Annotated in this window: 22 protein-coding genes; 4 read left to right on the forward strand and 18 right to left on the reverse strand. The window is 60.8% G+C overall.

Annotation, left to right across the window (positions count from 1 at the left end):
- The first annotated feature begins 31 nt into the window (after window positions 1-31).
- The 3 genes from OSA81_06280 (at window position 32) to OSA81_06290 (ending at window position 2,773) form a co-directional block, all read left to right on the forward strand.
- A complete protein-coding gene (locus tag OSA81_06280; protein MDE0898604.1) occupies window positions 32-1,285 on the forward strand; it encodes an MFS transporter in 1,254 nt (417 codons plus the stop codon).
- A gap of 203 nt (window positions 1,286-1,488) precedes the next feature.
- Window positions 1,489-1,968, forward strand: a complete 480-nt coding sequence (locus OSA81_06285; protein MDE0898605.1) for a helix-turn-helix domain-containing protein — start codon at window positions 1,489-1,491, stop codon at window positions 1,966-1,968.
- Window positions 1,969-2,080: 112 nt separating this feature from the next.
- Window positions 2,081-2,773, forward strand: coding sequence for a tetratricopeptide repeat protein (locus OSA81_06290; protein MDE0898606.1), 693 nt, complete (start codon window positions 2,081-2,083; stop codon window positions 2,771-2,773).
- A 198-nt stretch (window positions 2,774-2,971) separates the two neighbouring features.
- Here OSA81_06290 and OSA81_06295 read toward each other — a convergent pair whose 3' ends face one another.
- The 17 genes from OSA81_06295 to kdsB all read right to left on the reverse strand — a co-directional run bounded on the left by OSA81_06295 (window position 2,972) and on the right by kdsB (window position 21,945).
- A complete protein-coding gene (locus OSA81_06295; GenBank protein MDE0898607.1) occupies window positions 2,972-3,349 on the reverse strand; it encodes a septal ring lytic transglycosylase RlpA family protein in 378 nt (125 codons plus the stop codon).
- A gap of 445 nt (window positions 3,350-3,794) precedes the next feature.
- Window positions 3,795-4,511, reverse strand: a complete 717-nt coding sequence (locus OSA81_06300) for a class I SAM-dependent methyltransferase (GenBank protein MDE0898608.1) — start codon at window positions 4,509-4,511, stop codon at window positions 3,795-3,797.
- Window positions 4,512-4,513: 2 nt separating this feature from the next.
- Window positions 4,514-5,239 carry a polyprenol monophosphomannose synthase gene (locus tag OSA81_06305; protein MDE0898609.1) on the reverse strand — a complete coding sequence of 242 codons (726 nt, stop codon included), beginning with the start codon at window positions 5,237-5,239 and terminating at the stop codon, window positions 4,514-4,516.
- Window positions 5,232-6,149, reverse strand: coding sequence for a lysylphosphatidylglycerol synthase domain-containing protein (locus tag OSA81_06310; protein MDE0898610.1), 918 nt, complete (start codon window positions 6,147-6,149; stop codon window positions 5,232-5,234). The genes OSA81_06305 and OSA81_06310 overlap by 8 nt, the downstream gene beginning before the upstream one ends.
- A gap of 5 nt (window positions 6,150-6,154) precedes the next feature.
- Window positions 6,155-8,707: a hypothetical protein gene (locus tag OSA81_06315; GenBank protein ID MDE0898611.1), complete on the reverse strand. Its 2,553-nt coding sequence runs from the start codon at window positions 8,705-8,707 to the stop codon at window positions 6,155-6,157.
- A gap of 5 nt (window positions 8,708-8,712) precedes the next feature.
- Window positions 8,713-9,819: a glycosyltransferase family 4 protein gene (locus tag OSA81_06320; protein ID MDE0898612.1), complete on the reverse strand. Its 1,107-nt coding sequence runs from the start codon at window positions 9,817-9,819 to the stop codon at window positions 8,713-8,715.
- A 494-nt stretch (window positions 9,820-10,313) separates the two neighbouring features.
- Window positions 10,314-11,435: a UDP-N-acetylglucosamine 2-epimerase (non-hydrolyzing) gene (gene wecB / locus OSA81_06325; GenBank protein MDE0898613.1), complete on the reverse strand. Its 1,122-nt coding sequence runs from the start codon at window positions 11,433-11,435 to the stop codon at window positions 10,314-10,316.
- A 23-nt stretch (window positions 11,436-11,458) separates the two neighbouring features.
- The gene (locus tag OSA81_06330; protein ID MDE0898614.1) at window positions 11,459-12,427 is read right to left on the reverse strand and encodes a glycosyltransferase family 2 protein; all 969 of its coding nucleotides are present in this window, start codon (window positions 12,425-12,427) and stop codon (window positions 11,459-11,461) included.
- A 2-nt stretch (window positions 12,428-12,429) separates the two neighbouring features.
- The gene (gene rpoN / locus OSA81_06335; GenBank protein MDE0898615.1) at window positions 12,430-13,938 is read right to left on the reverse strand and encodes an RNA polymerase factor sigma-54; all 1,509 of its coding nucleotides are present in this window, start codon (window positions 13,936-13,938) and stop codon (window positions 12,430-12,432) included.
- A gap of 56 nt (window positions 13,939-13,994) precedes the next feature.
- Window positions 13,995-14,840, reverse strand: a complete 846-nt coding sequence (lptB, locus tag OSA81_06340) for an LPS export ABC transporter ATP-binding protein (protein MDE0898616.1) — start codon at window positions 14,838-14,840, stop codon at window positions 13,995-13,997.
- Between the two features lie 11 nt (window positions 14,841-14,851).
- Window positions 14,852-16,522 carry a hypothetical protein gene (locus tag OSA81_06345; protein ID MDE0898617.1) on the reverse strand — a complete coding sequence of 557 codons (1,671 nt, stop codon included), beginning with the start codon at window positions 16,520-16,522 and terminating at the stop codon, window positions 14,852-14,854.
- A 22-nt stretch (window positions 16,523-16,544) separates the two neighbouring features.
- Window positions 16,545-17,111, reverse strand: a complete 567-nt coding sequence (gene lptC / locus OSA81_06350) for an LPS export ABC transporter periplasmic protein LptC (GenBank protein ID MDE0898618.1) — start codon at window positions 17,109-17,111, stop codon at window positions 16,545-16,547.
- A gap of 4 nt (window positions 17,112-17,115) precedes the next feature.
- A complete protein-coding gene (locus OSA81_06355) occupies window positions 17,116-18,099 on the reverse strand; it encodes a KpsF/GutQ family sugar-phosphate isomerase (protein MDE0898619.1) in 984 nt (327 codons plus the stop codon).
- Window positions 18,096-18,665 (reverse strand): HAD hydrolase family protein, encoded by a 570-nt coding sequence (locus tag OSA81_06360; GenBank protein ID MDE0898620.1) that lies wholly within the window; start codon window positions 18,663-18,665, stop codon window positions 18,096-18,098. Before OSA81_06360 ends, OSA81_06355 begins: the two co-directional genes overlap by 4 nt.
- The gene (gene kdsA / locus OSA81_06365) at window positions 18,662-19,477 is read right to left on the reverse strand and encodes a 3-deoxy-8-phosphooctulonate synthase (GenBank protein ID MDE0898621.1); all 816 of its coding nucleotides are present in this window, start codon (window positions 19,475-19,477) and stop codon (window positions 18,662-18,664) included. The genes OSA81_06360 and kdsA overlap by 4 nt, the downstream gene beginning before the upstream one ends.
- 21 nt (window positions 19,478-19,498) lie before the next feature.
- Window positions 19,499-21,172 (reverse strand): CTP synthase, encoded by a 1,674-nt coding sequence (locus tag OSA81_06370; protein ID MDE0898622.1) that lies wholly within the window; start codon window positions 21,170-21,172, stop codon window positions 19,499-19,501.
- The gene (kdsB, locus tag OSA81_06375; GenBank protein ID MDE0898623.1) at window positions 21,169-21,945 is read right to left on the reverse strand and encodes a 3-deoxy-manno-octulosonate cytidylyltransferase; all 777 of its coding nucleotides are present in this window, start codon (window positions 21,943-21,945) and stop codon (window positions 21,169-21,171) included. The genes OSA81_06370 and kdsB overlap by 4 nt, the downstream gene beginning before the upstream one ends.
- Before the next feature lie 344 nt (window positions 21,946-22,289).
- Here kdsB and OSA81_06380 point away from each other — a divergent pair, with 344 nt between their 5' ends.
- The gene (locus OSA81_06380; GenBank protein ID MDE0898624.1) at window positions 22,290-22,421 is read left to right on the forward strand and encodes a hypothetical protein; all 132 of its coding nucleotides are present in this window, start codon (window positions 22,290-22,292) and stop codon (window positions 22,419-22,421) included.
- A gap of 122 nt (window positions 22,422-22,543) precedes the next feature.
- Here OSA81_06380 and OSA81_06385 read toward each other — a convergent pair whose 3' ends face one another.
- On the reverse strand, window positions 22,544-24,346 hold the full coding sequence (locus tag OSA81_06385) for an NAD+ synthase (GenBank protein MDE0898625.1): 1,803 nt from the start codon (window positions 24,344-24,346) through the stop codon (window positions 22,544-22,546).
- Window positions 24,347-24,355: the final 9 nt, after the last annotated feature.

Raw genomic sequence — 24,355 nt, forward strand, 5'->3', positions numbered from 1 at the left:
TTTCTCCCGTACGTCGTTGGAGCCGCACATCTTGCAGGCCGCGCCACAACCCGCTGCGTCGCTGCGGGATCGACGGTCGGCGCTCCGGCTCGCGCTGGTCATTGCAGCCGCCCATGCGGTGAACGATGCCTACGCGTCGTTCATCCCACCGCTGCTGCCCAGGATCATGGACGAGTTGGGGCTCTCGATCGCCCTCGCGGCCACTTTGGCCGTCGCGTTCTCGATTGCGGCATCCTTGCCGCAGCCGTTGTTCGGATATCTGGCAGATCGGTATGGCCGGAGAATCTTTGCGGTACTCGGACCCGTGCTGTCCGCCGTCTTCGTCTCGACAATCGGCTGGGCGAATGGATTCTGGACGCTCGTCATCTTTCTGATCATTGGAGGGATCGGCAGCGCTGCTTTCCACCCGCCGGGTGCGTCCTACGCAGTGCGAGTGGGCGCAGGGAAGGGGGGTGGAGCTCGCTACTCGGTGTTCTCCTTCGGCGGCGCGATCGGGTTTGCCCTCGGTCCGCTGATCGCGGTGGGGCTCGTCCAAGCAAGAGGACTCGATGGCCTCTGGATCGCAATGTTGCCCGCAGTCGCTCTGGCGCCTCTCATATTCTTTTCACTGCCCAGCGGACGCGCAGAAGCTCGGGATACCCGTAGGACGCCACCGCCACCGGCAGCGGTCGTTCTTCGTCAACTTCGTGGGCCACTGGGACTCATTTTCGGCGTCAGCGCGATCATGGCGTTTGTCCAGCGCTCATTCCTCACCATGGAGCCGATCATCATAGCCCAGTCGGGTGGGTCCGAGACGCTCGGGGCCGTCGCACTCACCTTCTACCTCGGTGCCCAGTCTTTGGGTACGGTTGCCGGTGGGGTACTCGCAGACCGAGTGGATCGTCGACGTCTGTTGGCTCAACTTTGCTTCTGGGCTGTGCCGACCCACTTGGTGGCTGTGTGGATCGGACCCGAAGGCGCACTTGGGCTGACTGCGTTATCGGTTGCCGGATTCCTCGGGATGGCGACGTTGCCACCGATCGTAGTCATGGCTCAGGAGTTGGTGCCCTCGGGCACGGCTGTCAGTTCCGGCATCGTCATGGGGCTCGCCTGGGCGACCGGTTCCTTTGCCGTGCTTGGGACAGGCGCGCTCGCGGACGTGATTGGGCCCCAGGCCGCCACCATGGCGGTGATTCCTGTGGCGTTGGTTGCCGTGGGATTGGCGCTCCATCCCGCCCTCGGCGGCAGTGGCTCTGCGCCAGGGCCTGGCGAGGGAGATACTGTGGTCACGGCGGGCGGAGACTGAGTCGATGCCGTTTCGCCTGAGCCCGCCCAGAGATCGGAAGCTGTATCGACTGGTGAAGAGGTCCGAGTCGGTAGAGTTGGCGAAGGGGCGAACACTCTAAGCGCCGGGCGATGAATCGCCCTGGATCTATCTCGTCCGAGAGGGCCTCATGCGACTCGTGCTGCCTGGTATGGAACGTGGGCAAAGAGAGCGGACCGTCCTCCGTGGCGCTCCCATGGGAGACCTTTGGCGACGAGGCACTGACCGACGGCCACCGACGGTACGGAGCCATCGCCGGGTCGTCGTGCACGGTCAGTCTACTACCGAAAACCGGTGTATTGCAGGGATTGAAGACCGCGAAGAGCAGCCACTCTGCGTATCTGGAGAGTCAGGAACGTGAACTGCATCGGCTCCGGCACGCTCAGGGTGGTTCGCACGGACCGAAGGCGGCACAGCGCCTCGCTGAAGTATTGATCGATCTCGGCGCGCGCTGCGGCGAGCCCTCGGGACGTGCCGTCCGATTCTCTGAGCGCCTCACGCATCAGGTGCTAGCGGATCTCGCGGGCGCGCATCGCGCGACGGTGACGACACTCGTCAACGACTGGTTGTACGATGGAGTGCTCGAATTCACTGACAAAAACCGTCTCACAGTGGTCCGGCCCAAGGACCTCTGGGTTCTGGCTGGATATCAGGCCCCCGACTAGCTTGGGGACGGGGGCAGGTGTTCGTTGACCCAAATCCCCGCGCTGTCTAGCTTTCCACGCTGTTCAGGATGCGGCGGCATGCCGCTGAAACCCTAGGTTGGAATCAAACGTCATGTCGCAGCGCCATCCCGGAGCTCATAGAGCTTCTCACAACTCGCCCAATGATCCCGAAGACAAGTTCATCGCCGGGATTTTTGAATTCACCACTTGGGCCAAAGGCAACCAACAAGTCCTGACCGTCGCGGCAGTCGTGGCCGCGATTATGGTCGCCGGTGGCCTCTACTACAACAGCTACCGGGGCCAACTGAATACACAGGCCGCACAGCAACTCGAGGTCATCCACCAGTCAATTTCCATTCGGGACACCGAGGGCGCGAAGATCGACCTTGCGACCTTCCTGGATCGATTTGGCGGTACGGTGTTCGAAGGCGAAGCCCGGTTGATACTAGGCGAGATTTACCTCGAGTCGAATGATCCACAGCAGGCTGTGGCGGTCCTCGAGCCACTTTCGTTGACTCCTCGCGAGCCGATCGAGTTCCAAGGGGCTGCGCTACTCGGTGCTGCCTACGAACAGGATGGCCGGTGGGGCGACGCGATCGACGTGTATCTGACGATTGCCTCGCGCTCAGATCTCGACTTCCAGATTCGGGATGCTCGAACCGCCGCCGCCAGGATCAGCACCGATCAGGGCGACGTCGCCGGAGCTATCGAGTTGTACGAGCAGTTGCTCGCTGAACTCGATGAGAACGCCCCGGAGCGCGGGATGTATGAGATGCGCATCGCCGAGATCCAAAGGGACTCCTGAACTAGAGCTGCCGGGAATATTCCCTGGCGCAGGACGGTCCTCAGAGCATGAGATCGGGGCACGGGGTCAATATTTGGCTTAGTGTGACCCTTTCTTCATTTAAGGGGACTTCGTATAATACATATTATGTTAAGTTGCCTTGGTGAAGCGAAGGTGGTGCCTTGGTCCACTAAACAACCCCGCTAGCCCTAATTGCGCCTAGCGCGCTGTCCGAGACTGCCACGGCTCCACAGCCTCAACGCGCACTGACACGGTGCCGGTCTCGACCATACCGAGCCGTATCGCGGCCGCGTAGGAGACGTCGACTATCCTCCGGTCAGGATCAGCGAACGGTCCTCGATCGTTCACCCTGAGGAGGAGGCTGCGCCCGTTGGCCAGGTTCGTGACCCGTACCCAGGCCGGAAGCGGAAGTGTTCTGTGCGCAGCGGACAGCTCGTTCATTTCGAAAGGTTCCCCGCTACTGGTGGGCCGTCCCTGAAACTGCTCCCCATACCAGGATGCGATGCCGCGCTCATCATAGCCGTAGGACGAATCGAGGACGCGGTACGTGCGCCCACTTTGTTCGTACTCGATCATGTTTCCACCTCGACTGGGAGGCTCCGCCGTCGGTAGGCTCTCTGGAATGCCCTGAGGAGGGGGTAGCGGGCTCTCGAGCTTTGGTGAGCCAATCATGGTACAAGCACCGAAGGCGAGCGCGGCCACGAGAGCTAACCCCCTGCGTTGAGACCTCTCCATCCCCGAACCTCCTTGTAGGCCTTCTTAACGGGCTTGTGCTGCACCCTTGCGGGCGTGTTAGTTAACATCTTGTTAATAAAGCGTTTGTCGTCGGTTACTTAACGTAACATCAATACACCGGCCGGCGGCCCAGGAACCTGCTCCTCATCGTGCTGCAACTCGATCTCTAGAAGCGCGAGGCCATCCAGGGTGCCCATAAAACGATCTAACTCGCATGGCCCAGGCGGAACCAGGCCGCCTCGTCCACCCTCACGAGGAAACGCCGCTCAATTTCCCATGCCACCTATCAGTTTTCTCCAACTGGTTTTCTACCCAGAACTGCGATCCTGCGCCGCATGAAGGGGAGAAACCACTGAGTCGCGCGCTCAATCGCCCGGAAGCCGGGCAAGTGCGATTCCGCGTAATAGGCGCGTTCAATCTTAAATCCAGCATTAGCGAGGAGGCCCCGCATGGCATCCATCGACTTGTAGTCCACGTGCGATATGTCCCTTTTGAGGATGATATCGTGATTCTTCAGTACTTCCAGAATGTGTCCGCGATGTGGCGTCCACGTGGCGAACCGTCCACCAGGCGCCAGAATCCGGTATGCCTCCGCCGCAATGCGTTGCGAATCCTCAGGATAGATGTGCTCGAACAGGTCCGCGGCGAGCACGAGGTCGAAGCTGTCACTCGGTAATCCAGTTGCTCCCGCGTCCACGCAAAGGAAGCGCAAATTCTCCGTCGGCTTCTCGGCGAGTCTCTCCTCGCAGATCGCGATGGAGCGCTCGCTGAAGTCGACGCCGGTGATCTCGGCGACACCGGAAGCGAGTGCGAATCCGAAGGTGCCCCACCCGCAGCCAAGGTCGACCATACGGTCGTCCGGCCCCGGCACGTGGATCTCACGGACCTTCTGGATTCGGTACCGCTGGAACGGGCTGTCGTGATCGTTGAGATGTAACGTGCCTTGATTCTCGAAATAGTCACTTGAGTCATAAAAGTCCTTCCCGATGCGCTCTGTCGTCACCGTCAGAGCTTCCCGAAAAGGTCTTGGATGCGTAGCCACCAGACCCGCCAGACGGCTTCGCGCACGATCGCTGGTGACATCTTTGACTCGCCGGTATCCCTTTCTGTGAACAGAATGGGGGTCTCCGCGAGCGTAAACCCAGCGCGCCAAGCCCGGAACTTTAGCTCGATCTGAAAGGCGTATCCGTTAGACTGCACCCGGTCGAGGCCGACCTTCTCAAGCACTTCACGTTTCCACCCGTTGAAGCCGCCTGTCCCGTCCCGAACCGGCATGCCGGTGATGATCCGGGCATAGTGGCTCCCGAAGTAGCTCACCAGCAATCGACTCATGGGCCAGTTCGATACCGTGACCCTGCCGTCCACATAACGTGACCCGATCATAACATCGGCCTCTTCGAATCCGGCGATCAGAGCGGGGAGTGCTTCTGGAGGGTGTGAAAAGTCGGCATCCATCTCGAAAAGGATGTCGTAGCCGAGGTCCAGGCCCTGTTTGAAGCCTGCTAGGTAGGCGCGACCGAGCCCTTCCTTTCCCGGGCGATGTAGAACCGAGATCCGATCATTCTCCTCGGCCATGGCGTCAGCAATCGTCCCCGTTCCGTCCGGGGACCCGTCATCAACCACGAGCACGTCGACACGGGAATCCTGCTCCAACACGCACGGCACGATCCGGGGCAGGTTTTCTGCCTCATCGTACGTGGGAATGATGACCAGGATGCGGGGGTTACTCACCGGACTGCGCTGCTCCTTCGGATGTAAGATGCCGGACCCAGAATGCCGCTGCGGGAATAACCTCGATGACCGTCGTCCACAAGCGAGCGGTCACCGCCACAGCTCCGGCCGTTGTCACACCGAAGTGAGGGGTCAGGAGCAGCGTCAGCGTGGCCTCCCGAACACCCAGCCCAGCGGGTGCGAACACTGCAACGTACCCTAGAACGTAGGCAGCGGCGAAGGCTGACGCCGCGCTGAGGAGAGGAGCCTGAAGGCCCAGACCGGACACGAGCATCCCGAAAGCGAGACTGTAGGTACACCAGTTCAGAAAGGCGACGGTAAGCCACCTGATGGCATCGCTCGGCGCGAGACCCTCGGGCTCTGGTGTGCCGGCCACCCGAAACCATGCACGTGTGACCGCGGAGAAAACCGGAGGGAGGAGTCCGAAGGCGATCCCGCTGATGAGGCAGATCGGCACTACCCATTTCCAACTCGCCCCATCCGCGAGCGTCCAGACCGAGCCAAGTCCAATAAAGAGGGCCGATACGAGCGCGAGGCCTTGTCCCAGGATGGCCGCTGCGGTCGCTGTCTGCGCGGGAATACCCCACTTTCGGGAAAGTGCGACCAACCCTGCGATCTGCCAGACCTTTCCTGGGACATAACGCCCTAGGTTTGCGATCATGAAGAGCCGGACACGCACGGCAGGGGGTAGCGGGGGGCCACCCAGGCCGTGAACGATCATGCCCCACAAGAACCCGGTCGTGAAGTATCCGCCCAGCAGCGCGGCACAACTTGTGGCGATCATGCCCCACCGCAGGGTCCAGCTGGAGAGGTCGAAGGCTTGGAGTTCGACGAACGAAAGCCCGGCCCGACTCAGCACGAACCAAGTAACGAGGACCGTTGCCCCAAGCTGGGCGAGGCGGCGTGCAATCGTCTTCAGGAAAGTGACCCCGCGGACGTCGGCTCGGATGATGTTGCCGGAACCTTATGCGCCCTCACCTTCCAGAGGCTGAAAGCCCAAGCCCCGAATAGCGTTGTCATGACGATCAGGCTCAAGATGAGACTGCGATCCAGAATCTTGGATTCGTACCACATTTCGACGGTACTCGTACCTGCCGGCACCGGTACGGCGCGGAGAGAGTGGTAGGCACGGAGGACCTCGGTGTTCTCCCCGTTTACGGTCGCTCTCCATGCTGGGAACCAGTTGTCGGCAACGATGAGGAGGGCGGGCTGGTCAGAGACGACCACCAGGCGGTGCACGTCGGCGTCACGCTGAGCCCACACGACACTTCCCTCTACCGCGCCACCGCTGAGCTCGACACCCGGCTCCTCTACCAGGACGGCTTCGAGCGATGGGTCGTGATCCTTGCTCAGCATATAGGGAATCGCATTCGCGTCGTTCTTCACAACTGCACTTCCGACAAGACGTGCACGCGGCAGTCCTCCATCGGCTAGGAGGGTGTTGTAGGTACGGCCGTCCGAATACTGTGTTCGCGATACCACAGTCCCCTGTGGAGCCGGCCCGCGTTCGTTATCAGGCCACAGGATGTAGCGAACATTGAGGATCTTCCGAATGTTGAGGTTGCCGAGATTCGCCGGAGCGCTCGTCCCCACCATGCCGATCAACTCATGGTACCTGGATAGGTTATTCGGGTGGTTGCCGGCCGCCAACTCCACCCCGTGCATGGCGGGATTTACGTCTTGGCTCGACCTCGACAGAGACCACAGTCTGTAGGGTTCCCCGCCTTCCTCCCGCTCTACCATCGCCTGGATGTTCGGGTCCGGCTGTGACCACCCGTAGTAATCCATCGTCCCGATAAAAGGGGAGTCCACCCGCGCCTCGTCGACGACGACGAGGGCGACCAGAATCGCGAAGGCAACGCGGACCGGCACACGGCCCGATCCGAGTGCCCAAACTGCTCCGGCTGTGGCGCCTGCAAGCAGCGCAGCGATCGAGGCCCCCAGTACAATGTTGGGAAGGTGAGCAGACAGCACCTGCAGCTGCCGTTCCCCGATGGAGCTGTATACCATCGTGGTCCAGGCCGTCGTGAAAACGCCGCTCGCGATCAGGAAGGCAATGACGGTTACGCTGCCGGCTCCTACCCAGAGAACCCTCTGGATGCGAGCGAGTTCGTGGTTGTCGCCCGCCGCAGTGACCTGCAGGATGCGGTCGACGCCCAGCGATGCCAGCGTGATCGTCCCGAAGCCGAAGAGGAAGATCGCCATCCCCGGGGCGCGGAATAGGGAGATCCCCGGGAGCAATGCGTACAGGATGCCCCACACGGGGGTGTTCGCCCCGAGTGCAAAGGTGAAGGAAAGAAGGCCTAACCCCACGAAGAAGAATCTGAGGTGTCGCCGAGCCCCGCCGAAGAAAGAGACCGCTGCCAGCAACAGCACGACCAGCCCGGCGTACTCGTGGTTGTCCTTCAGTCCATTACGCCCCCAGTAGGTACCAGTAGTCCAGGCGTTACCACCAGCCATATTGCCAGCGAATTCGGGGACGATGAGAGACATCGCCTCTTCCGGATTCATGGAGTACGAACTCGACCAGGTCTTTCCACTTCTCCCGGCGGTCTCGTCCGTCGTCTGAATACGGCGTGAGTAGGTGGTAACGTAGTCCACGGCCGGGAAAAATTGATAGGCTGCCCCGGTCGCACCGAGAACAGCGGCAACGAGAAAGAGGGCGAACCTCATTGCGCCCGCCTTGCGCCTCGACGTTCCGGCTTCCCCGGGCAGTTTCGATCCGGGAGCGTTGCCAAGGTCATCCGCGCCGCGGGCGATCTGGAAAGATCGAAACATCCCGAACAGTCCCACACCTCCAAACAGGAAGTAGGCCATTTGGAAGTGGGTGGTATACAGAATCAACGCGACTAGGAGCCCGATACCGCCGATCGATCCCAGGCCTGGCTTTGCGAAGTGGCGCTCTGTTGCCCAGAAGAGCAGCGGAGTCAGCGCCGTGACAAAAATTTTGCCGTCATGCCCAGGCTGGACGAAACTCACCATGAACGGCGCCAGCATATAGGCAGCGCCACCCAGGAACGCCGCCGCCCGCGTGCCCCCAATCGCCCGGACCCATCCGAAGAAAAACAATCCCGCAAGAAAAATGTGTAGGACCAGCTTCCACCCGAGAGCACGATGGGGAGCAGAAATTAGGAGAAGAAGGAGTGACGGCGGATAGAGTGAGTCTCCGGCACTCAAGGATTCCAGGAACGGCATCCCGCCCAAAATATGCGGAGCCCACCCCGGTATCCTCCCAAGTGAATGCAACGCCTGCGCATAAAGATCCCGCACGACATAGCCCATCCCGACAACGGTGTCAGAGCCAAACAGCATCTCATCGCTGAAGATGAACGCCCGGAAGAGAAAGACCGCGATGGCCGCGTAGGCTGCCACCGGGACCCATCTCGGAATACTGGGAATCGGCTGAGGCTCGATTCCACCCTGTCGGCGGTCGGAGGCCTTCTCTGAGGTGCCTTTCTTTTTCGCCATCTTGCCTAGGCCGTCCGCCGGCGACGAATGAGTTCTTCGTAGATCTCGATGTGAAGTTCAGCGAGCCGGGCGTTGCTCCACTTCTCGACTACACGTTGCCTGGCCTGCTTGCCGAGGCTGGGAAGGTCGGTTCGCCCTAAGAGTACCGACACTTCGCGAGCGAGGTCCTCAGGATTCGCAGGCTCGAACAGTGTCCCCACCTGAGCATCCACGATTTCGGGAAGACCTCCAACGTTAGACGCCGCGACGGGCACCTCACACGCCATGCACTCGAGTGCGGCGACGGAGGTGGCCTCCATTAGGGAGGGGAAGATCGCGAGCTCTGCCGAGCACAGGATTCCCGGCATGTCTCGGTGGGCCTGGACACCCAGAAATCGCAACCGTTCCCCTACCCCGAGTTCGCCACCGAGCCTCTCCAGGGCGTCTCTCTCCGGCCCGTCACCAACTAGGACCATCTCAACATCGAAGCGCTCTGCGATCAGCGGTAGCGCTCGGACGGCATACTCCACGCCGTTCTTCTCGAACAGACGACGGGGGACGACGATACGTCGTCGCCTACCGATGGGCGGTAGCAGCGAAGCGGCGACCGGAGCGAAGATCGATGTCTCGACGCCATTGGTCACCGGTTCGACACGATGGCCGGGGGCCAGGCGCTCTCCGACGTCCGCGATCTCGCGGCTAGCAGCCAAATTCACGTCGACACTCGAGACCATGCGCCCGAGTAGTTCGCGCCATCCCGGGCGCATAGCGAGCTTCAAGAAATGCGACGTGTGCCATGTCGCAACGAGGGGGGTGCCACGTATCGCTCGGACGGTCTGGAGTGGCGGGATAGACTGAAATGCCTGGGCATGTAGGACATCTGCGCCTCGAGATGCCGCTATGGCTCTAGGCAGTGACCCCGCCGCGTGCGCGATCCAGCCGCTGGTCGACTTTCCTGGAAACCAGGTGCGCCAAACGCTGACCCCGTCTCGCTCTTCGAACGGGTCCGTTTCGGGCATCGAACGAGAGGTCACGACGTCGACCTGATGCCCGCGCTCGACCAGGGCACGACAGAGAAAATGGACGTGACTCTCGAGGCCCCCAACCTCGGGCGGATAGTACACGCAATGCATCAGGATTTTCACGACGGTGCCGCCGGGGAAAACTCTCGCTGTCGGTTGAAGTGTACCCGGCGTCATGCAGCGGATCAACACGCGTAATCCCACGCCCCTGCTGCACTTCCGGCGCGGTGCGATCTTTGCGGGAGGCCACCCCAACCACGTGAACTGTGCCCGAGCCGTTCCGTGTGGACAGGAGGTTGGGCTCCACGGCGGTATCAAGCTGCCCGGTGGCAGGTCGAAACCGACGAACGGAGCGAGGCCCCGTTCGTCGAGGAAGTCGATGGACCCTTGGTGACGCTTTTGGAAGTATCCGAGGGTTAGCGCTCCGCTCGGTTTCGCGTCCCTAGGCTGGACCCACGCCGGAGTTCTTGTCTCGCATCCCGCAGGAGCACGGGTCTGCGGACTTCTATGGCACGCCGGATAAGGGAGATCTCAAGTTGCTCTAGCACTCACCGCTTGCCTGCCTAGCATCCGGCGGGCCGGATGCTAGGCCTACGAAGCTTTGCCTACCGGTTCCAGTCGGTGGTCTTTCTGGGTTGACCCGTCAGGTCTGAAACAATGATGTCTGCGATTCGCTCCCCTGCCCGACCATCGCCGTAGGGGTTCTCTGCCAGCGCTAGCCTTTCTCCACCGAGGACGGCCCGGGCGCGCTCCAAAATTTTGTCTCGATTCGTGCCCACCAGCTCCGCGACCCCCGCTTCGATTCCCTCTGGCCGTTCGGTCACCTCCCGAAGGACGAGCACATGTGTGCCAAAGGTGGGGGCCTCTTCTTGAATCCCCCCTGAGTCGGTCAGGACCAAATCGGCTGCCTTAAGAGCACCCACGAGGTCAAAGTAGTCCAGGGGTGGAGTCAGATGGATTCGGGGGTGTCCCGCGAGCAAATCCTGGGCCGGGCCCTGCACGTTCGGGTTGGGATGCACAGGGTAGACGATCGCAACGTCCTCGAACTCGTCCGCGAGGGCACGAACCGCTCCAAATAGCTCTCGGAGGGGCTCACCAAACGATTCACGCCGATGCGCAGTGAGGAGAATCAGCCGCGTCTCCTCCGCCAAGACCTCACGCAGTGTCGCGTTGGAGGTCGGTCGGTTCATCGCCGACACACCGCGTAGCGCGTCTACAACCGTATTGCCAGTCACAGAAATGCGATCGTGGGGCGTGTTCTCCTGGAGCAAAAGCTCCCGGGCCCGGGCAGTTGGCGCGAAATGGTAATCTGCGATCACATCCGTCATATGCCGGAGCGCCTCTTCAGGGAACGGGGCGCGCTTGTCCCCGCTCCGAAGGCCCGCTTCCACGTGCCCGACTCGCACATTTTCGAAGAAGCCCACGAGAGCTGCGCTGAACACAGTTGCCGTGTCTCCCTGCACCAATAGCACGTTCGGTCGGAACTCCTGCACCACGCGCCGCAGGCCGTCCATGGCGCCGTGGAGGACATCGTAGAGGCTTTGCCCCTCCTTCATGATGCCCAGGTCATACTGCGGCTCGAGGTCGAACGCCGTGAGCACCTGGTCGACCAGCGTCGTGTGTTGTCCTGTGAGGGCTACTCGGGTCTCGACCAAGGGTGCAAACGTTCGGAGGGCCGCGGCTACCGGTGCCATCTTGATCGCCTCGGGGCGGGTTCCGACGACCACGAGGACACGGTGTTCAGTGATTGTCAGAGGACCTTCTTTCGTGCCGCTTCGAGCTCGTCACGCAGTTGCGCGATCTGCTCGGACACAAGGCCGAAGCCGAAAAGGAGGAAGCCGAGGGTCTCGAGGAGCATGACCAGGTACAGCAGTGGTCGATACCCCATGGGTGGGATGTATGCGTCGAACCCGAGCATCGGGTGGAGGAATCTGAGATACATGGTTACCGCGGTGACGAATAGCCCCGCCGCGGCCAGTGCGATGCCCGACCCTCCGAACAACAGCAGGGGCTTTCGGGAGAAGAGCAGCAGAAACCACACGGCCACGAGGTCGAGCAGTCCGACGAGGATGCGGAAGGAGCCCTGATACTTCGCCACACCGGCCCGACGGGGGTGCAGTTCGATGTCGATTTCTGAGACGGATGCGCCGCGAGCGTGGGCAAGCACGACAAAAAACCGATGCCAGTCGTGTCTCAGGAGAATTCCGTCGAGCACCTCGGCCCGGAATGCCTTCATGGAATTCAGGTCCGAGACCGGTACATCGAAGATGCGCCGAGATAGACGGTTGTAGATCGTGGACACGCCACGCTTGCCGTACTTTCCGGTCTTCCGTCCGGTTATGATGTCCCAGCCCTCATCGAGCTTCTCGAGAAAGCGAGGGATCTCATCGGGAGTGTGCTGGAGGTCCGCGTCGAAGAGTACGATGTACCGACCGGATGCCGCCTCTGCCGCCGTGACCAATGCTTCGGTCTTCCCCAGATTCGTCGGGTGCCTGAGAACATGGAATTCAGGCCAGTCCAACGCCTCGGCCTCGGCCAGGTCAGCTGTGCCGTCCGTAGACCCGTCGTCCACGAGGATGACCTCGCCTTCGAGCCCATGACGCTCGAAGGTAGCCCGAAGCTCTCGGACCAGGTCAGGGATCACCGGAGTCTCGTTGAAGGCGGGTACCACGACGGTAAAGTCCCGGCGTAGCGATGTCTCGTCAGCGTGCTCGTTCATGGTCAGATGCGCTTCCGCATGCGAGCCGGCAGGATACTGAGCTGATCGCGGTACTTGGCGACGGTGCGCCGAGCGATCTTAACGCCCTCGTGCTTGAGCAATTCCACGATCGCCTGGTCGGTGAGCGGTTTCTTTGAGTCCTCGTTGGCGATCATGTGTTTAATCTTGTCCCGGACGCCACGCGCTGAGATGTCTTCACCGCTCGCGGTCGTCAGACCACTCGAAAAGAAGTACTTCAGTGAATACACGCCGCTCGGGGTCTGAACGAACTTCTTGTTGGTGACCCTTGAGACGGTCGATTCGTGCATCTCGATGTGGTCCGCGACTTCTCGCAATGTCAGCGGCTTGAGGTACTGGACCCCTCGCTCGAAGAACTCGCGCTGCCGATCGACGATGAAAGTCATCACCTTGAGCATGGTTTGTCGTCGTTGTTCGATCGCCTGAATCATCCATGTAGCCGCATTCAGCTTGCTCGAGATGAACTCCTTGTTCGCGCCTGTGAACTGGCGGTGGTCCTTTGCGACGTCCCGGTACGACTGTGAGATCCGAAGACGTGGCAGGCTCGTGTCGTTGGCGAAAATCATATACTCCCCATCGATCTTTTCAACGATCAGATCAGGTATCACACATTGGTCCGGGTCGACCGAGTACTTGAGCCCGGGTTTCGGATCGAGGTTGCTGATCGAATCGGCTGCGTCCTGGACGTCGAGGTGGGTGACGTCCAGCGTTTTCGCGACTTCTGCGAAGTGGCGGTTGATCAGGGCGTCGAAATGGTCCTCTACGATCTGATAAGCGAGGGAATCCTCTTCGCCGCGCAGGCGCAGTTGAATCAGAATTGACTCACGAACATCCCTGGCGCCCACCCCCGGTGGGTCAAGAGTCTGAATGACTAGGAGAAGCCGCTCGGCCTCGACGACTTCGTAGGGTCGGAATCTCGCCTCGATTTCAGCCAGTTCGTCCGATCTCGCGACCTCATTCGAAATCTGCCAAGCGGGCGAGAGAGCGGTGGCACGAAAATCCTCCAGCCACTCGTTCACGCCGACGACGGCTTCCGCGGGAGTGCAAGCGAGCATCCCCGCGTCATCGATGTTACCGATCAACTCTTCCCCCAGCCTGAGGCCCCGCTCCGACAGCGAGAGCAGCCGGAGTTGACCGTGCAGATGGTCGTGCAGGTCCTGCGCGTCCACTGGCGTGGGCTCGAAGAACTCGCGGTGCTCATACTCTTGGCGTCGCCCGCCAACATCGAATCCGTCGAGGAGAATCTCTTCCCAGTCGACAGAATCGTCGCTCATCGGTTCGTCGGGCGTGTCTTCCTTGAGTTCGACTTCCTGACTTTCGTCTGCCTCGACCATCTCTAGAAGTGGGTTTTCCGCGAGCTGATCCTTCAGATGTGCTTCCAGGTCCAGTAGGGGCATGTAGAGCAACTCCATCGCCTGATAAAGGCGTGGGTTAATCCGCATCTCTTGCCGGAGTTGGGTGCCCTGATAGAGCTTCGCGTTGAAACCGCTCATTCGATTCTACGTGCGAGTGCTGTGCCGTCCGTTTTTCCCTAATGCACGGATTGGACCTATCTCTGTTCTCCTCCTGAACGCGGGAAACGTCCTCTCATCCGTGCGGTCAGCGCGGGGCCAAGATAAATCTCTGCGACCTCGTCATTCCACACGAGTTCGCTCACTGTACCGCTCACGCGAATTCGACCTTCATACATGATGTATGCGCGGTCCACGATCTCCAATGTTTGTTCAACGTTGTGGTCTGAGATGACGACGCCGATTTGGCGATCCTTCAAGCCTCGTACGATTTCCTGGATGTCATGCACGGCGATTGGGTCGATACCCGCGAAGGGTTCATCGAGCAGCATAAACTTCGGCCGCTGGACGAGCGCACGGGTAATCTCGAGTCGGCGGCGCTCCCCTCCTGAGAGCGCGTACGCCTTGCTCTTCCTGAGATTGGAAAGTCCGAGTTCGCCAAGTAGCTCATCGAGACGCGCGTTTTGCTCAGCCTTGGGTAGTCCAAGTGTTTCGAGAATCGCGAGCACGTTGTCTTCGACGTTCAGCTTACGGAAAATCGAGGGCTCCTGCGCCAGGTACCCGAGCCCTTTTCGGGCCCGCTTGAACATGGGAGTCCGTGTGAGGTCCTCATCATCGAGGTGCACGCTCCCTGCCTGTGGGGGAATCAGGCCGACCATCATGTAGAAGGTCGTTGTCTTCCCCGCCCCGTTGGGCCCGAGCAATCCGACGATCTCACCCTGATTCACTTCGATTGAGACGTCGTCCACCACCTTGCGATTGCGATAGCTCTTGGTCAGTCCCTTTGCCCAGACCCGGCTGGAGCCGGCGTGTTGCTCCACCCCGGCGACCGGGGTCGAGTCGACGTGACTGTCCGTAGTCGCTGGTGCGTTTTCTTCGTGCATATCACTCGGCTCTAACGTTGTGTCCACGGTGCATCCTCGCGCGGGGGCGTTTCTTTCGCTGGTTCAGATCGTTCTTCTCGCGGATGAGGCTCCTGGCCCGACCCACTGCTTTGAATCTCTACCGCATCGTCGGAACTCACAGTGTCGATCGCTGTGGTATCCTGGATGACTCTTGACGTGTCGGCTGCCGCGCCAGCGGAGTCGGGTCCCACCAGAGCCGTATCTGCCGGCGGAGGGGGGAGGATCAATGGCTCTAGATGAACCCCGCGCGTCTGCCCCACCACTTGCATCGCAGATACTTGACCCGCATCCATGTCGATCCGGATCTCTGTGCCGGTGACATAGTGCACTGCGGGGGGATCCGTTCCAGTTACCGCACTAGAATCGTTGGGCGGAAGTCGGTAAAGACTGCGAGCACCAGCGAGCGCGACGATGTGCTGCACGTCCATCTGGCCGTCGTCGGCTCCTTCATCGCGAGGTGCGAAAGTGACGACAATAGTGTCCCCCTCGAGCCAGTCCTGAAGCGCGACATCGGGGAGCAATGGGACGTTCAGAGAGTCCCCCGACGAGGAGACGCTGCGCGCTGATCCGGATGCAAACACTCGTTCCTGACGCTCGTTCGGGGCGATGACCTCCAGGGAGTCAGCCGTGAGTCGAAACGTCTTGATGATCGCCTCCGGACGTTCGGCATCGGAGGAGGAGCGCTCGCCATCGACGCGGCGTAGCGACGTGGCCACCAGGCGCTCGAGCGCGCCCTCCCGGAGGAACATCCTGATCTGGGCCGCGGTCAACTCGAGGTCGGTAGCGATCAGCTTCGCGTCACGGGTCGCCCGGACTTCATTGGTCGCAGCACCTGGCGACCCCATTAGAATGGATCGACCTTCGAGCTGATAGGCCGAGCTCTCGACTCGCCCACCACCCTCGAGATTCAACCCGCTGCCGGCCTGGTCGTACTCCGCAGAATCGGCCCAGGCAAAGAGCGAGTCGCGCTGGATCTCGACGGAACCCGCCGCGGCGAAGTATCCACCCCCGCGAAGGAACATTCGATCGCTGACCACCCGGTACGGCTCAGTCGAGGCCGTCTCCTCCGGAACCGGGGGGCGTACCTCGGTGATTGCCGAGCTGTCACCCTCTGCGACTTCCTCGGGCAGCTCAGTGATCAGGGGCGGTGGAGCAAGTCGTGCCACGGGGCGAATTCCGTTGGCTGCGGTCGAGACGGTCATCTCCTCTTCGTCACGGAAGTCCGTCACCAGGAGGAGAACCAGGTCCCCATTATCGATTGTGGAGCCGCCCTCACCGTCTCGAATCGAAACATTGCCGTTGGCCTGGAGGCGGCCTTCGCGCTGAAAGTACCGCGCCTCGTCCGCTCGAAGCTCACGCCCGGGGGCAAGGTAGCGAACCCGACCAATGAGATCCTGCATCCCCCGGTTCTCGTAGGAGACGACAGAGTCAGCAAAGATTTCGACACCGTCGGTACAAACGAAGTGGGGCCCGCCGATATACCAGACCGGTCCAATCTGCGGCAACGTCCGCAAGATGCCGTCATTGCGACCTTTAGAGCCGAACTCGCATCCGTCCATCTGAGCCGCGGCGACGGTGACATCACTTGCCAACAGCGCGCCGAGCAGCACCGATGCGTAGAGGAGGAGGCGACGCGAGGCCGGCCGGCATGGGATGATCATCAGAGAGGCCGAGGTAAGTGTGTTACCGGTTCCGCGGGAGCCCGCCACGCATTCCGCGGATCGCCAGATTCTGAAACGTCATGTCCGATTCAAAGGCCGTGCCGCTGAAAACCGATCCGTCCTTCATTGTCCGGACCGTCGTCAAGTCGCTCCAAACTTTGTCGATGGCCTGATCGTAATAGATCTCGGCGCTCTCGATCCGACTGGAGTCGGAATGAATCAGCAGGACGACGCCACCACGGGCGACCATGCGATTCGTCGCCTGGTTCCACTCGCCATCGGTCCCGCTGACAGTAGCACGTTCGGCTCCATACTCGTCATAGAAGACGAGGGCCATCTGCCGCAATAGAGCGGTTGATGTCTCTTCGTACACAAAGGCGGTGTCTGCTTCCATCCTACCCGAACGTACACCGTTGTCGGTTACGTAGCTGAGCATGCCAAACACCACATAGTCCGCCTCCATCGCCTGTAACTCTGCGTCGGCCACTGGCGTCTCGAGGTCTCGGTCACAGGCACTGAGTGCACCTGCCAGAACGAGTACGGTAAGACCGCGTACGGCCGAGGGGGCGGATATTCGTCGCGTCATCATTGGGTCACACTGCTCCAGCTTTCATCAGGTCATGCAGATGGATCATGCCCTCCAACCTCCCGTCACCCCCCACCACTGGAAGAGCCATGATTCCGTGCGCCTCCATCCTACTCACTGCAGCCGACCCGAGTTCATTTGGATTTGCCGTCTTCGGCCCGTGGGTCATGACGTCTCGTACGGGGCAAGTTAAAAAATCTGCACTCCGCTCCATGAGTCGAGTCAGATCACCGGCTGTCACTACGCCGCATACGGCTCCGGTCTCATCGACAATCGGCACTGTGCCGCGCATCTCGGCCAGGGGGCCGATCGTATCTCGCATCACCGATGAGTCGCTGAGTGAGGGGTAGGTATCGGAGACCATCACGTCGGTAACCCGGACGGACAGTTTCTGCCCCAGCGCGCCTCCGGGGTGAAGCGCAGCGAAGTCGTCGGGCTTAAAGCCGTTGAGTTGCAGGACGGCAATCGCCAGCGCATCGCCCATCGCGAGAGCGGCCGTACTGGACGAGGTCGGTGCGAGGTCCATTGGGCAGGCTTCCTCCTCTACCGAACAGTCGAGGGCCACGGTTGCCTGCGCGGCGAGTGGGCTCTCGGCTGCCCCGACAAGTGCGACAATCGGCACGCCGAGTCGACTGAAATAGCCGAGGAGTCCATCCATTTCGCCTGCCCGGCCGGATTTCGATACAACGAGCGCCACATCGTCACGAGTTACGACGCCGAGGTCGCCATGGAGGGCCTCGACCGGGTGAAGAAAAATCGCCGGCGACCCAGTCGACGTGAGCGTCCCCGCCAACTTCCGGGCGATGTGACCGCTTTTGCCGATGCCACATGTGATCACACGTCCACCTGCCCTTGCGATCAGTCGACAAGCGTCGGCGAAGTCTGTGTCGAGTCGATCTGACAAGGCAGCCACCGCTGCGGCTTCCAGCTTCAGTACCCGTCGACCCTCTTCTACCATGCGGCTGACGTCGATCTCGGCCGAGCTCGTCATGTGACAGATCGCGCTTTGACGTACCGTTCAATGATCTCGCTCAGTACACCCCTTGCTTCGAGCAGAGCATCGCAAAATTCACGTGCTGCCCCGTGCCCACCTGACCGCGTCGCCTGCCAGTCCGCGACAGCGACGATCGGCGCGGTCGCATTTCTGACAGCCGCCTTGAGTCCGACTAGGCGCATGACGGCCAGGTCCGGAATATCGTCACCGATCATGGCGACCTCGTCCCAGTTGACGCCTTTTCGCTCCAGGAGCTTCTCGACCACCTTGAGTTTGTGAGCGTCCGGCTCTTGGTGACATTCGTCGATGCCGAGTTCCCGCGCTCGCAGCGCGGTCGCTTCCGACACGCGGCCCGAAACGATCGCGACTTCAATGCCGCCCCAGCCGAGCATCTTGATACCGACACCGTCCTGAATGTCGAAGCGCTTCAGTTCCAGAGTTGAGCCGTCGCTAGCCTCACCCAGGTATAAACCTGCATCGGTCAGCACTCCATCTACGTCGAAGATCACGAGTCGGATCTTTTGAGCTAGGATCGCATCAATCGGGTTCGCCTGCACGCTCATGACTGTGCACCTCCAGTTGATACCGCCGGAAGGCTCAGAGCAGCACGAATGCGAAGGACGTCCTCGATTAGGCTAGGCAACTCCGTGAGCGGTAGCATATTCGTGCCGTCCGAGGGCGCCCTGGCAGGATCGGGATGGGTTTCGAGAAAGAGTCCGTCGCATCCAGCAGCAACGGCGGCGCGGACAAGCGCGGGGATATGGGTCGGATCACCCCCACTGGCCCCATCAGCAGCTCCTGGACGCTGAACGGAGTGCGTGCCGTCGAAGATGGCAGGCGCGCCTGTCGCAGCCCTGAGGCGAGCGAAAGAGCGCATATCCACGACGAGATCCCCGTACCCGTGAATCGTCCCGCGTTCGGTGATTGCGATGTCAAATGCACCGGATTGGCGCACCTTGTGCGCGGCCGCTGTCATTTCCTCTGGTGCCATCCATTGACCCTTCTTGATGTTGACCGCCTTTCCGGTTCGCCCGGCAGCCACCAACAGATCTGTCTGTCGACAGAGAAATGCCGGAATTTGCAGGACGTCCATCACTTCACCTGCGGGCTCCGCCTGATAGGGTTCATGGATGTCGGTCAGTACGGCCAGTCCAGTCTCTGCTCGTACCCGCTCAAGTCGAGTCAGCCCGTTGGTAAGGCCTGGTCCGCGCGGGGCCTCGAATGTCGACCGGTTTGCCTTATCGAAAGAGCCTTTGAAAACGATGTCGAGTCCCGTGCTCGCGGCCAAAGCGACAAGTTCTCTCGCGACTTCGAGGTTGAGTCCGTCGTCTTCGAGGGTGCATGGCCCCGCGATGAGTAGGAATCGGTCGAACATGTCGTCGCGCCCCGAGGGAGACTAAGCGCCCACCGGTTGATCGACCGGTGCAGTGCTGTCTCGGCGGGCATGCCGTGATGCCGCGTCGATGAACGAAGCGAAGAGAGGATGTGGACGCGTGGGCCGACTCTTCAGCTCCGGATGGAACTGACCCGCTACAAACCAAGGATGATCGGTGATCTCGATCATCTCTACGAGGCCTCCATCTGGTGATGTACCACTGAAGGTCATGCCTTTTTCCGCCAGTAGGTCGCGGTAGTGGTTATTAACCTCAAACCGATGACGGTGGCGCTCGGAAATCTCCTCCGTTCCGTAGATGTCGCGGGCCCGGCTGCCTTCGGTGAGTGCGCACGGGTACGCGCCCAGGCGCATCGTGCCTCCCTTGGTCGTCACCTGAAGTTGTGAGTCCAATAGAGCGATCACCGAGTCGGGTCCATCCATTGCGAATTCAGAGGAATTCGCTTCCAGAACTCCGCACACGTTTCTGGCGAACTCGATGACCGCGCACTGGAGGCCGAGGCAGATTCCAAGGAACGGCACTCGCTGCTCTCTGGCATACAAGATCGCCTGAAGCATGCCTTCGACTCCGCGGGGGCCGAAGCCACCTGGGATCAGGATGCCGTCAAAGTCGGCCAGACGCTCCAGTCCTTCTCCGTCCTCGAAGGTCTCGGACAGGAGCCACTCGATCGTGACTTTCACATCGTGAGCGATGCCGCCGTGAATGAGAGCCTCCTGCACCGACTTATATGCGTCGACGAGCTCCGTGTACTTCCCGACCACGGCGATGCGTGCCTCCCCGGAGGCCGGGTGCTGCACCCGGCGCACCATGTCCGTCCAGCTGTCGAGATTGGGCTGTGGCATGGGAGAGAGGCCGAGGCGCTCGAGGATCACGTCGTCGGCTCTCTGGCGCTTCAGGGCCAGTGGGACCTCATAAATCGTTGAAAGGTCGGGTGACTCGAGCACCGCATCAATTTCTACGTTGGTGAAGAGGGCGATCTTTCGTTTGATCTCTTTGGAGAGAGGCTGTTCAGCACGACAGATCAGGATGTGTGGCTGAATTCCGATCTCCATTAACTCACGGACTGAGTGCTGGGTCGGCTTGGTCTTCAACTCACCGGCCGCGGCGAGGTAGGGCACGAGAGTCAGATGTACGAAGATCGCATTCTCGCGGCCGACGTCGGCTCGGAACTGCCGAATTGCTTCGAGAAACGGGAGCGATTCGATGTCACCAACCGTTCCACCGATCTCCGTGATGACAACGTCGTGTTCATCCGACAGACGGCTGATCGAAGCCTTGATCTCATCTGTGATGTGCGGAATTACCTGAACCGTCGATCCTAGGTAGTCTCCCCGACGTTCCTTGTTGATAACGTTCTGGTAGATCCGGCCCGTGGTGATGTTGTTGTCCTGCGAGAGCGACTCGTCGATAAAGCGCTCGTAGTGCCCGAGGTCCAGGTCCGTCTCGGCGCCATCGTCCGTCACGAAGACCTCTCCGTGCTGGTACGGCGACAACGTGCCCGGGTCGACGTTGATGTACGGATCAAACTTCTGGAGGGTCACCCTCAGACCCCGTTCCTTGAGCAGGCGCCCGATCGAGGCGGCTGCGATCCCTTTGCCCAGTGAGGATACCACGCCACCTGTGACGAAGATGTATTTGGTTGGCCTGTTCTGCGTGTCGGTCATGGTGTCCGTCATGCGGTGGTGGGTGCGCTCAATGGATTCAGTATGTGCTCTATCCGCAGTGCATCGGCCGGTGTGTCCACGCCATGCCCTGCTGCACCGACGATTGCTACGCCGATGCGGAGCCCTGCTTCGAGCGGTCGCAGCTGCTCGAGAAGTTCAATTTGTTCCAGTTGTGACGGTGCGAGTGCAGCCCAATCCGCCAGGGCATCCCGGGTATATGCGTAGATACCGATATGGCGCAGAAATGGCTCACTCTTAAGCTCTGTCTGTGTCGGATTGTCGTCTCGTTTGTGAGGGATCGCCGCACGGGAAAAGTAGAGTGCTCCGCCACTCGCCGCTCGAACCACCTTGACCACCGAGGCGTCCGTTCGCATTTCCTCAGTGAGAATGGGCGTTGCACAGGTGCCGATCTGCCACCCGTCGTTCCGAACCAGGTCGATCGCTCGGCGCAGGTGGGCCTCCTGCAACAGTGGTTCATCACCCTGAACATTCGCGATGAAGTCGAAGTCCCGATATTTGGGACGCGTAGCAACCTCGGCGACTCGGTCCGTGCCCGACGGATGGACGGGGTCGGTCATTTCAACGGGCGCGCCCAAGGCGCGACACACATCCGCAACCTCAATTGAGTCCGTAGCGATCACCGCGTGATCGAGTACAGACATGGCCTCAACACAGCGCCAAGCCCATTCGATCAGAGGTCGACCGAGGAGCGGGTAGAGCGGTTTGTTGGGGAGCCGAGTAGAGGCGAGCCGGGCGGGCACAATGCCGAGAACCTGGCCGCTCATCTGACTTTTCCGAGGCCGGAGAGGCGGAGCGTAGAAACAAAAATCACGCCTGGAAAGCTATCGTGAGGCAGGGTGCAGGGTCAACCAGTGGGCAGACAGCATCAAAGCTGAAGAAAGTGTTTGACGAGCGGTCTTTTGTGCGTGCTGATCAAGGACTCAGAATGAAACTGAATCCCCCAAAAGCGCGAGCGTTCCATATCGAATGGACTGGATCTAGACACGATCCTCGTGGGAAGCGCTGCATGCGGTCGCTTCGAGCTCCCTAGGTTACCGAGAACCACATTTTTGAGACCGCCATTCTGATTCAGGAAGGTGGTCCGCCGAAGGACCTCGCGCGTATCGTGGTGCGGGATGGAAAGGGACTTGGAGATCTCCGCCGAACGGAAGGCATCGCCCTCGAGATCGCCGTCAACGATGCCAATGAGCAGCAGCTGCTCGAACTGGAGCTGGCGGAACTCGAAGCGCACTGGAGATGAGAAGAAGAACTCGCGTCGATCATCGACGGTGAACTGACGCCGGCCCCCATTCTCGAACAGCTGTGTCGGATGGTCTCGGCAGGCAGCTAGCTCCACGCGGCCAATCCCTCAAGCTAGAGACCTTAATAGTCGACCGGGCGTAGATAGAACTCTCCAATGGCGCTGGAGGACAGCACTGCGACAGTAGGAAGCTCTCTCTTCCAGTGCGTTGACCCCAATCGCTTGTGGACCAATTCGACGGCCTCCGCATCGAATCCCATCTGAAGCAGATCCTCAACCTCATGGCCCCGCACCATCCAGTGCAGGATCGGATCAGCATCGCGATACGAGACCCCGAGTTCGTCTTCGTCGTTGACCCCCTTTACCAGATCCGCCGTGGCAGGCTTGTCTATGATCGGGTCGGGGACGCCAAGATGTCTTGCGAGCGCCCACACCTGTGTCTTGAAGAGATCTCCGATCGGGTTGATCGGCGGAGAATCGTCGGCATGCCAAGTGAAGTACCCGAGCAGGCGCTCGCTTTTGTTCCCGGTCCCGAGGGGCAGGGCGCCGATTTTCGCGGACTGGTCGAAGAGAATCACGGCGCGTAAGCGGGCCATGAGGTTCCCTTTCCGAAGCGCCGAAACATCGGGTTCATATGTCTGGACATACCTGTCGATCGACTCCGAAATCTCGATCGTCCGCTCATGCGCTCCCGTCGCCTCGAGCGCGAGAGCCGCGTGATCCAGGCTGTCGCTGCTTGAAGTGCGGTACGGGAGCCGAAATCCGTACACGTTTTCAGGCCCAAGAGCGGCGCAGGCCAGATAGAGCGATACCGCTGAGTCCACTCCACCCGACACCCCCACCACGACGCGCCCGAAACCCCGGCGGCGGCGCACCTCTTCCCGAATAAACTCAATGAGCGTGCGTTCAACGAGTTCCGTATCCAGAGTCAGGATCGCCGGGTCCCGACGGGATGGGTGGTCGGGGGCGCTCGCGCCCGATCCGCTGAGAGTCCTAGGGCCCGTGGGGAGGTTGTCGGGCTTTTCAAAATCCTCAGGTGGTGGCTCAGGATCGCACGCGGTTCGAAGCGAGCGTTCGAGGTGGGGTAACATCTGCTCAAGGTCGGACAGGAGCGGAGTAGCCGCGCGCGTGCGATCGATCTCGGTTGCATCGAGATCGGCAATCGTGACTGACTCTTCGAAGAGCGGCCCTCGCGCGAGGTTCCGGCCGTCAGGCGCGACCGCCACTGACCCGCCGGGAAACAGTTTGCCCCCTTCGGACCCGGCAAGTTGCGAAACCGCTACGAACACTCCGTGCTCGATGGCAGTCGCGGAGGCGAGTCGGTCCCACTGCTCGAGGTTGAGCGGTCGCCCGCCCTTCGTGGGCGTGAAATCTCGAGCGGGTGATGCACTGACAACCAGGATCAGTTCTGCCCCTCCGACAGCGAGGATCGTTGCGGGGAGCGCATGCCATGCGTCCTCACAGATCAGCATGCCCATACGCCCGAAGCGCGTGTCGAACGCCCGGATATCCGTTCCTGGTTCTACGAAACGCGCCTCATCGAAGACGCCGTAGGTGGGCAGAAACATCTTCCTGTGAACGTGGCGAGCCTGATAGGCACCCTCGCGGGGCTCGAGATAGGCGACGCTGTTATACAGACGCCGATTCCAGCGTTCGTAGAAGCCGACCACGATATCGGGCGCGCCATCCCTTGCCTGCCCTATCCCGGTGACGAGCTCCTCGATCGTCATCGCAGCCTCGGTCACTCCTCCTTCGAGGAAGTATCCGGACAGGGCCGCCTCAGGAAAGACTACGACGTCCGCCCGTGCACGAGCCTTGCCCGCGACAACGGATACACGACGGAGGTTTCCCTCAACATTGCCCTTGTCGGGCTTGAACTGCGCAAGTGCGAGCCTCAATGGCGGTCGCACCAAGTCTCGATTCATCGCCGGGGC

This window comes from Longimicrobiales bacterium (genome assembly GCA_028823235.1).
GTDB lineage: Bacteria > Gemmatimonadota > Gemmatimonadetes > Longimicrobiales > Gaopeijiaceae > UBA2589.

What these genes read in the sequence shown, in the direction of transcription:
- OSA81_06355 (MDE0898619.1), bottom strand. Translation starts at nt 18,099, where the DNA reads ATGACGAGCTCGGCCGAGATCGACGTCAGCCGCATGGTAGAAGAGGGT.
- OSA81_06290 (MDE0898606.1), top strand. Translation starts at nt 2,081, where the DNA reads ATGTCGCAGCGCCATCCCGGAGCTCATAGAGCTTCTCACAACTCGCCC.
- OSA81_06295 (MDE0898607.1), bottom strand. Translation starts at nt 3,349, where the DNA reads ATGATCGAGTACGAACAAAGTGGGCGCACGTACCGCGTCCTCGATTCG.
- OSA81_06345 (MDE0898617.1), bottom strand. Translation starts at nt 16,522, where the DNA reads ATGATCATCCCATGCCGGCCGGCCTCGCGTCGCCTCCTCCTCTACGCA.
- kdsB (MDE0898623.1), bottom strand. Translation starts at nt 21,945, where the DNA reads ATGAGCGGCCAGGTTCTCGGCATTGTGCCCGCCCGGCTCGCCTCTACT.
- OSA81_06370 (MDE0898622.1), bottom strand. Translation starts at nt 21,172, where the DNA reads ATGACGGACACCATGACCGACACGCAGAACAGGCCAACCAAATACATC.
- lptC (MDE0898618.1), bottom strand. Translation starts at nt 17,111, where the DNA reads ATGATGACGCGACGAATATCCGCCCCCTCGGCCGTACGCGGTCTTACC.
- lptB (MDE0898616.1), bottom strand. Translation starts at nt 14,840, where the DNA reads ATGCACGAAGAAAACGCACCAGCGACTACGGACAGTCACGTCGACTCG.
- OSA81_06360 (MDE0898620.1), bottom strand. Translation starts at nt 18,665, where the DNA reads ATGAGCGTGCAGGCGAACCCGATTGATGCGATCCTAGCTCAAAAGATC.
- OSA81_06330 (MDE0898614.1), bottom strand. Translation starts at nt 12,427, where the DNA reads ATGAACGAGCACGCTGACGAGACATCGCTACGCCGGGACTTTACCGTC.
- OSA81_06385 (MDE0898625.1), bottom strand. Translation starts at nt 24,346, where the DNA reads ATGAATCGAGACTTGGTGCGACCGCCATTGAGGCTCGCACTTGCGCAG.
- rpoN (MDE0898615.1), bottom strand. Translation starts at nt 13,938, where the DNA reads ATGAGCGGTTTCAACGCGAAGCTCTATCAGGGCACCCAACTCCGGCAA.
- OSA81_06320 (MDE0898612.1), bottom strand. Translation starts at nt 9,819, where the DNA reads ATGCATTGCGTGTACTATCCGCCCGAGGTTGGGGGCCTCGAGAGTCAC.
- kdsA (MDE0898621.1), bottom strand. Translation starts at nt 19,477, where the DNA reads ATGTTCGACCGATTCCTACTCATCGCGGGGCCATGCACCCTCGAAGAC.
- OSA81_06315 (MDE0898611.1), bottom strand. Translation starts at nt 8,707, where the DNA reads ATGGCGAAAAAGAAAGGCACCTCAGAGAAGGCCTCCGACCGCCGACAG.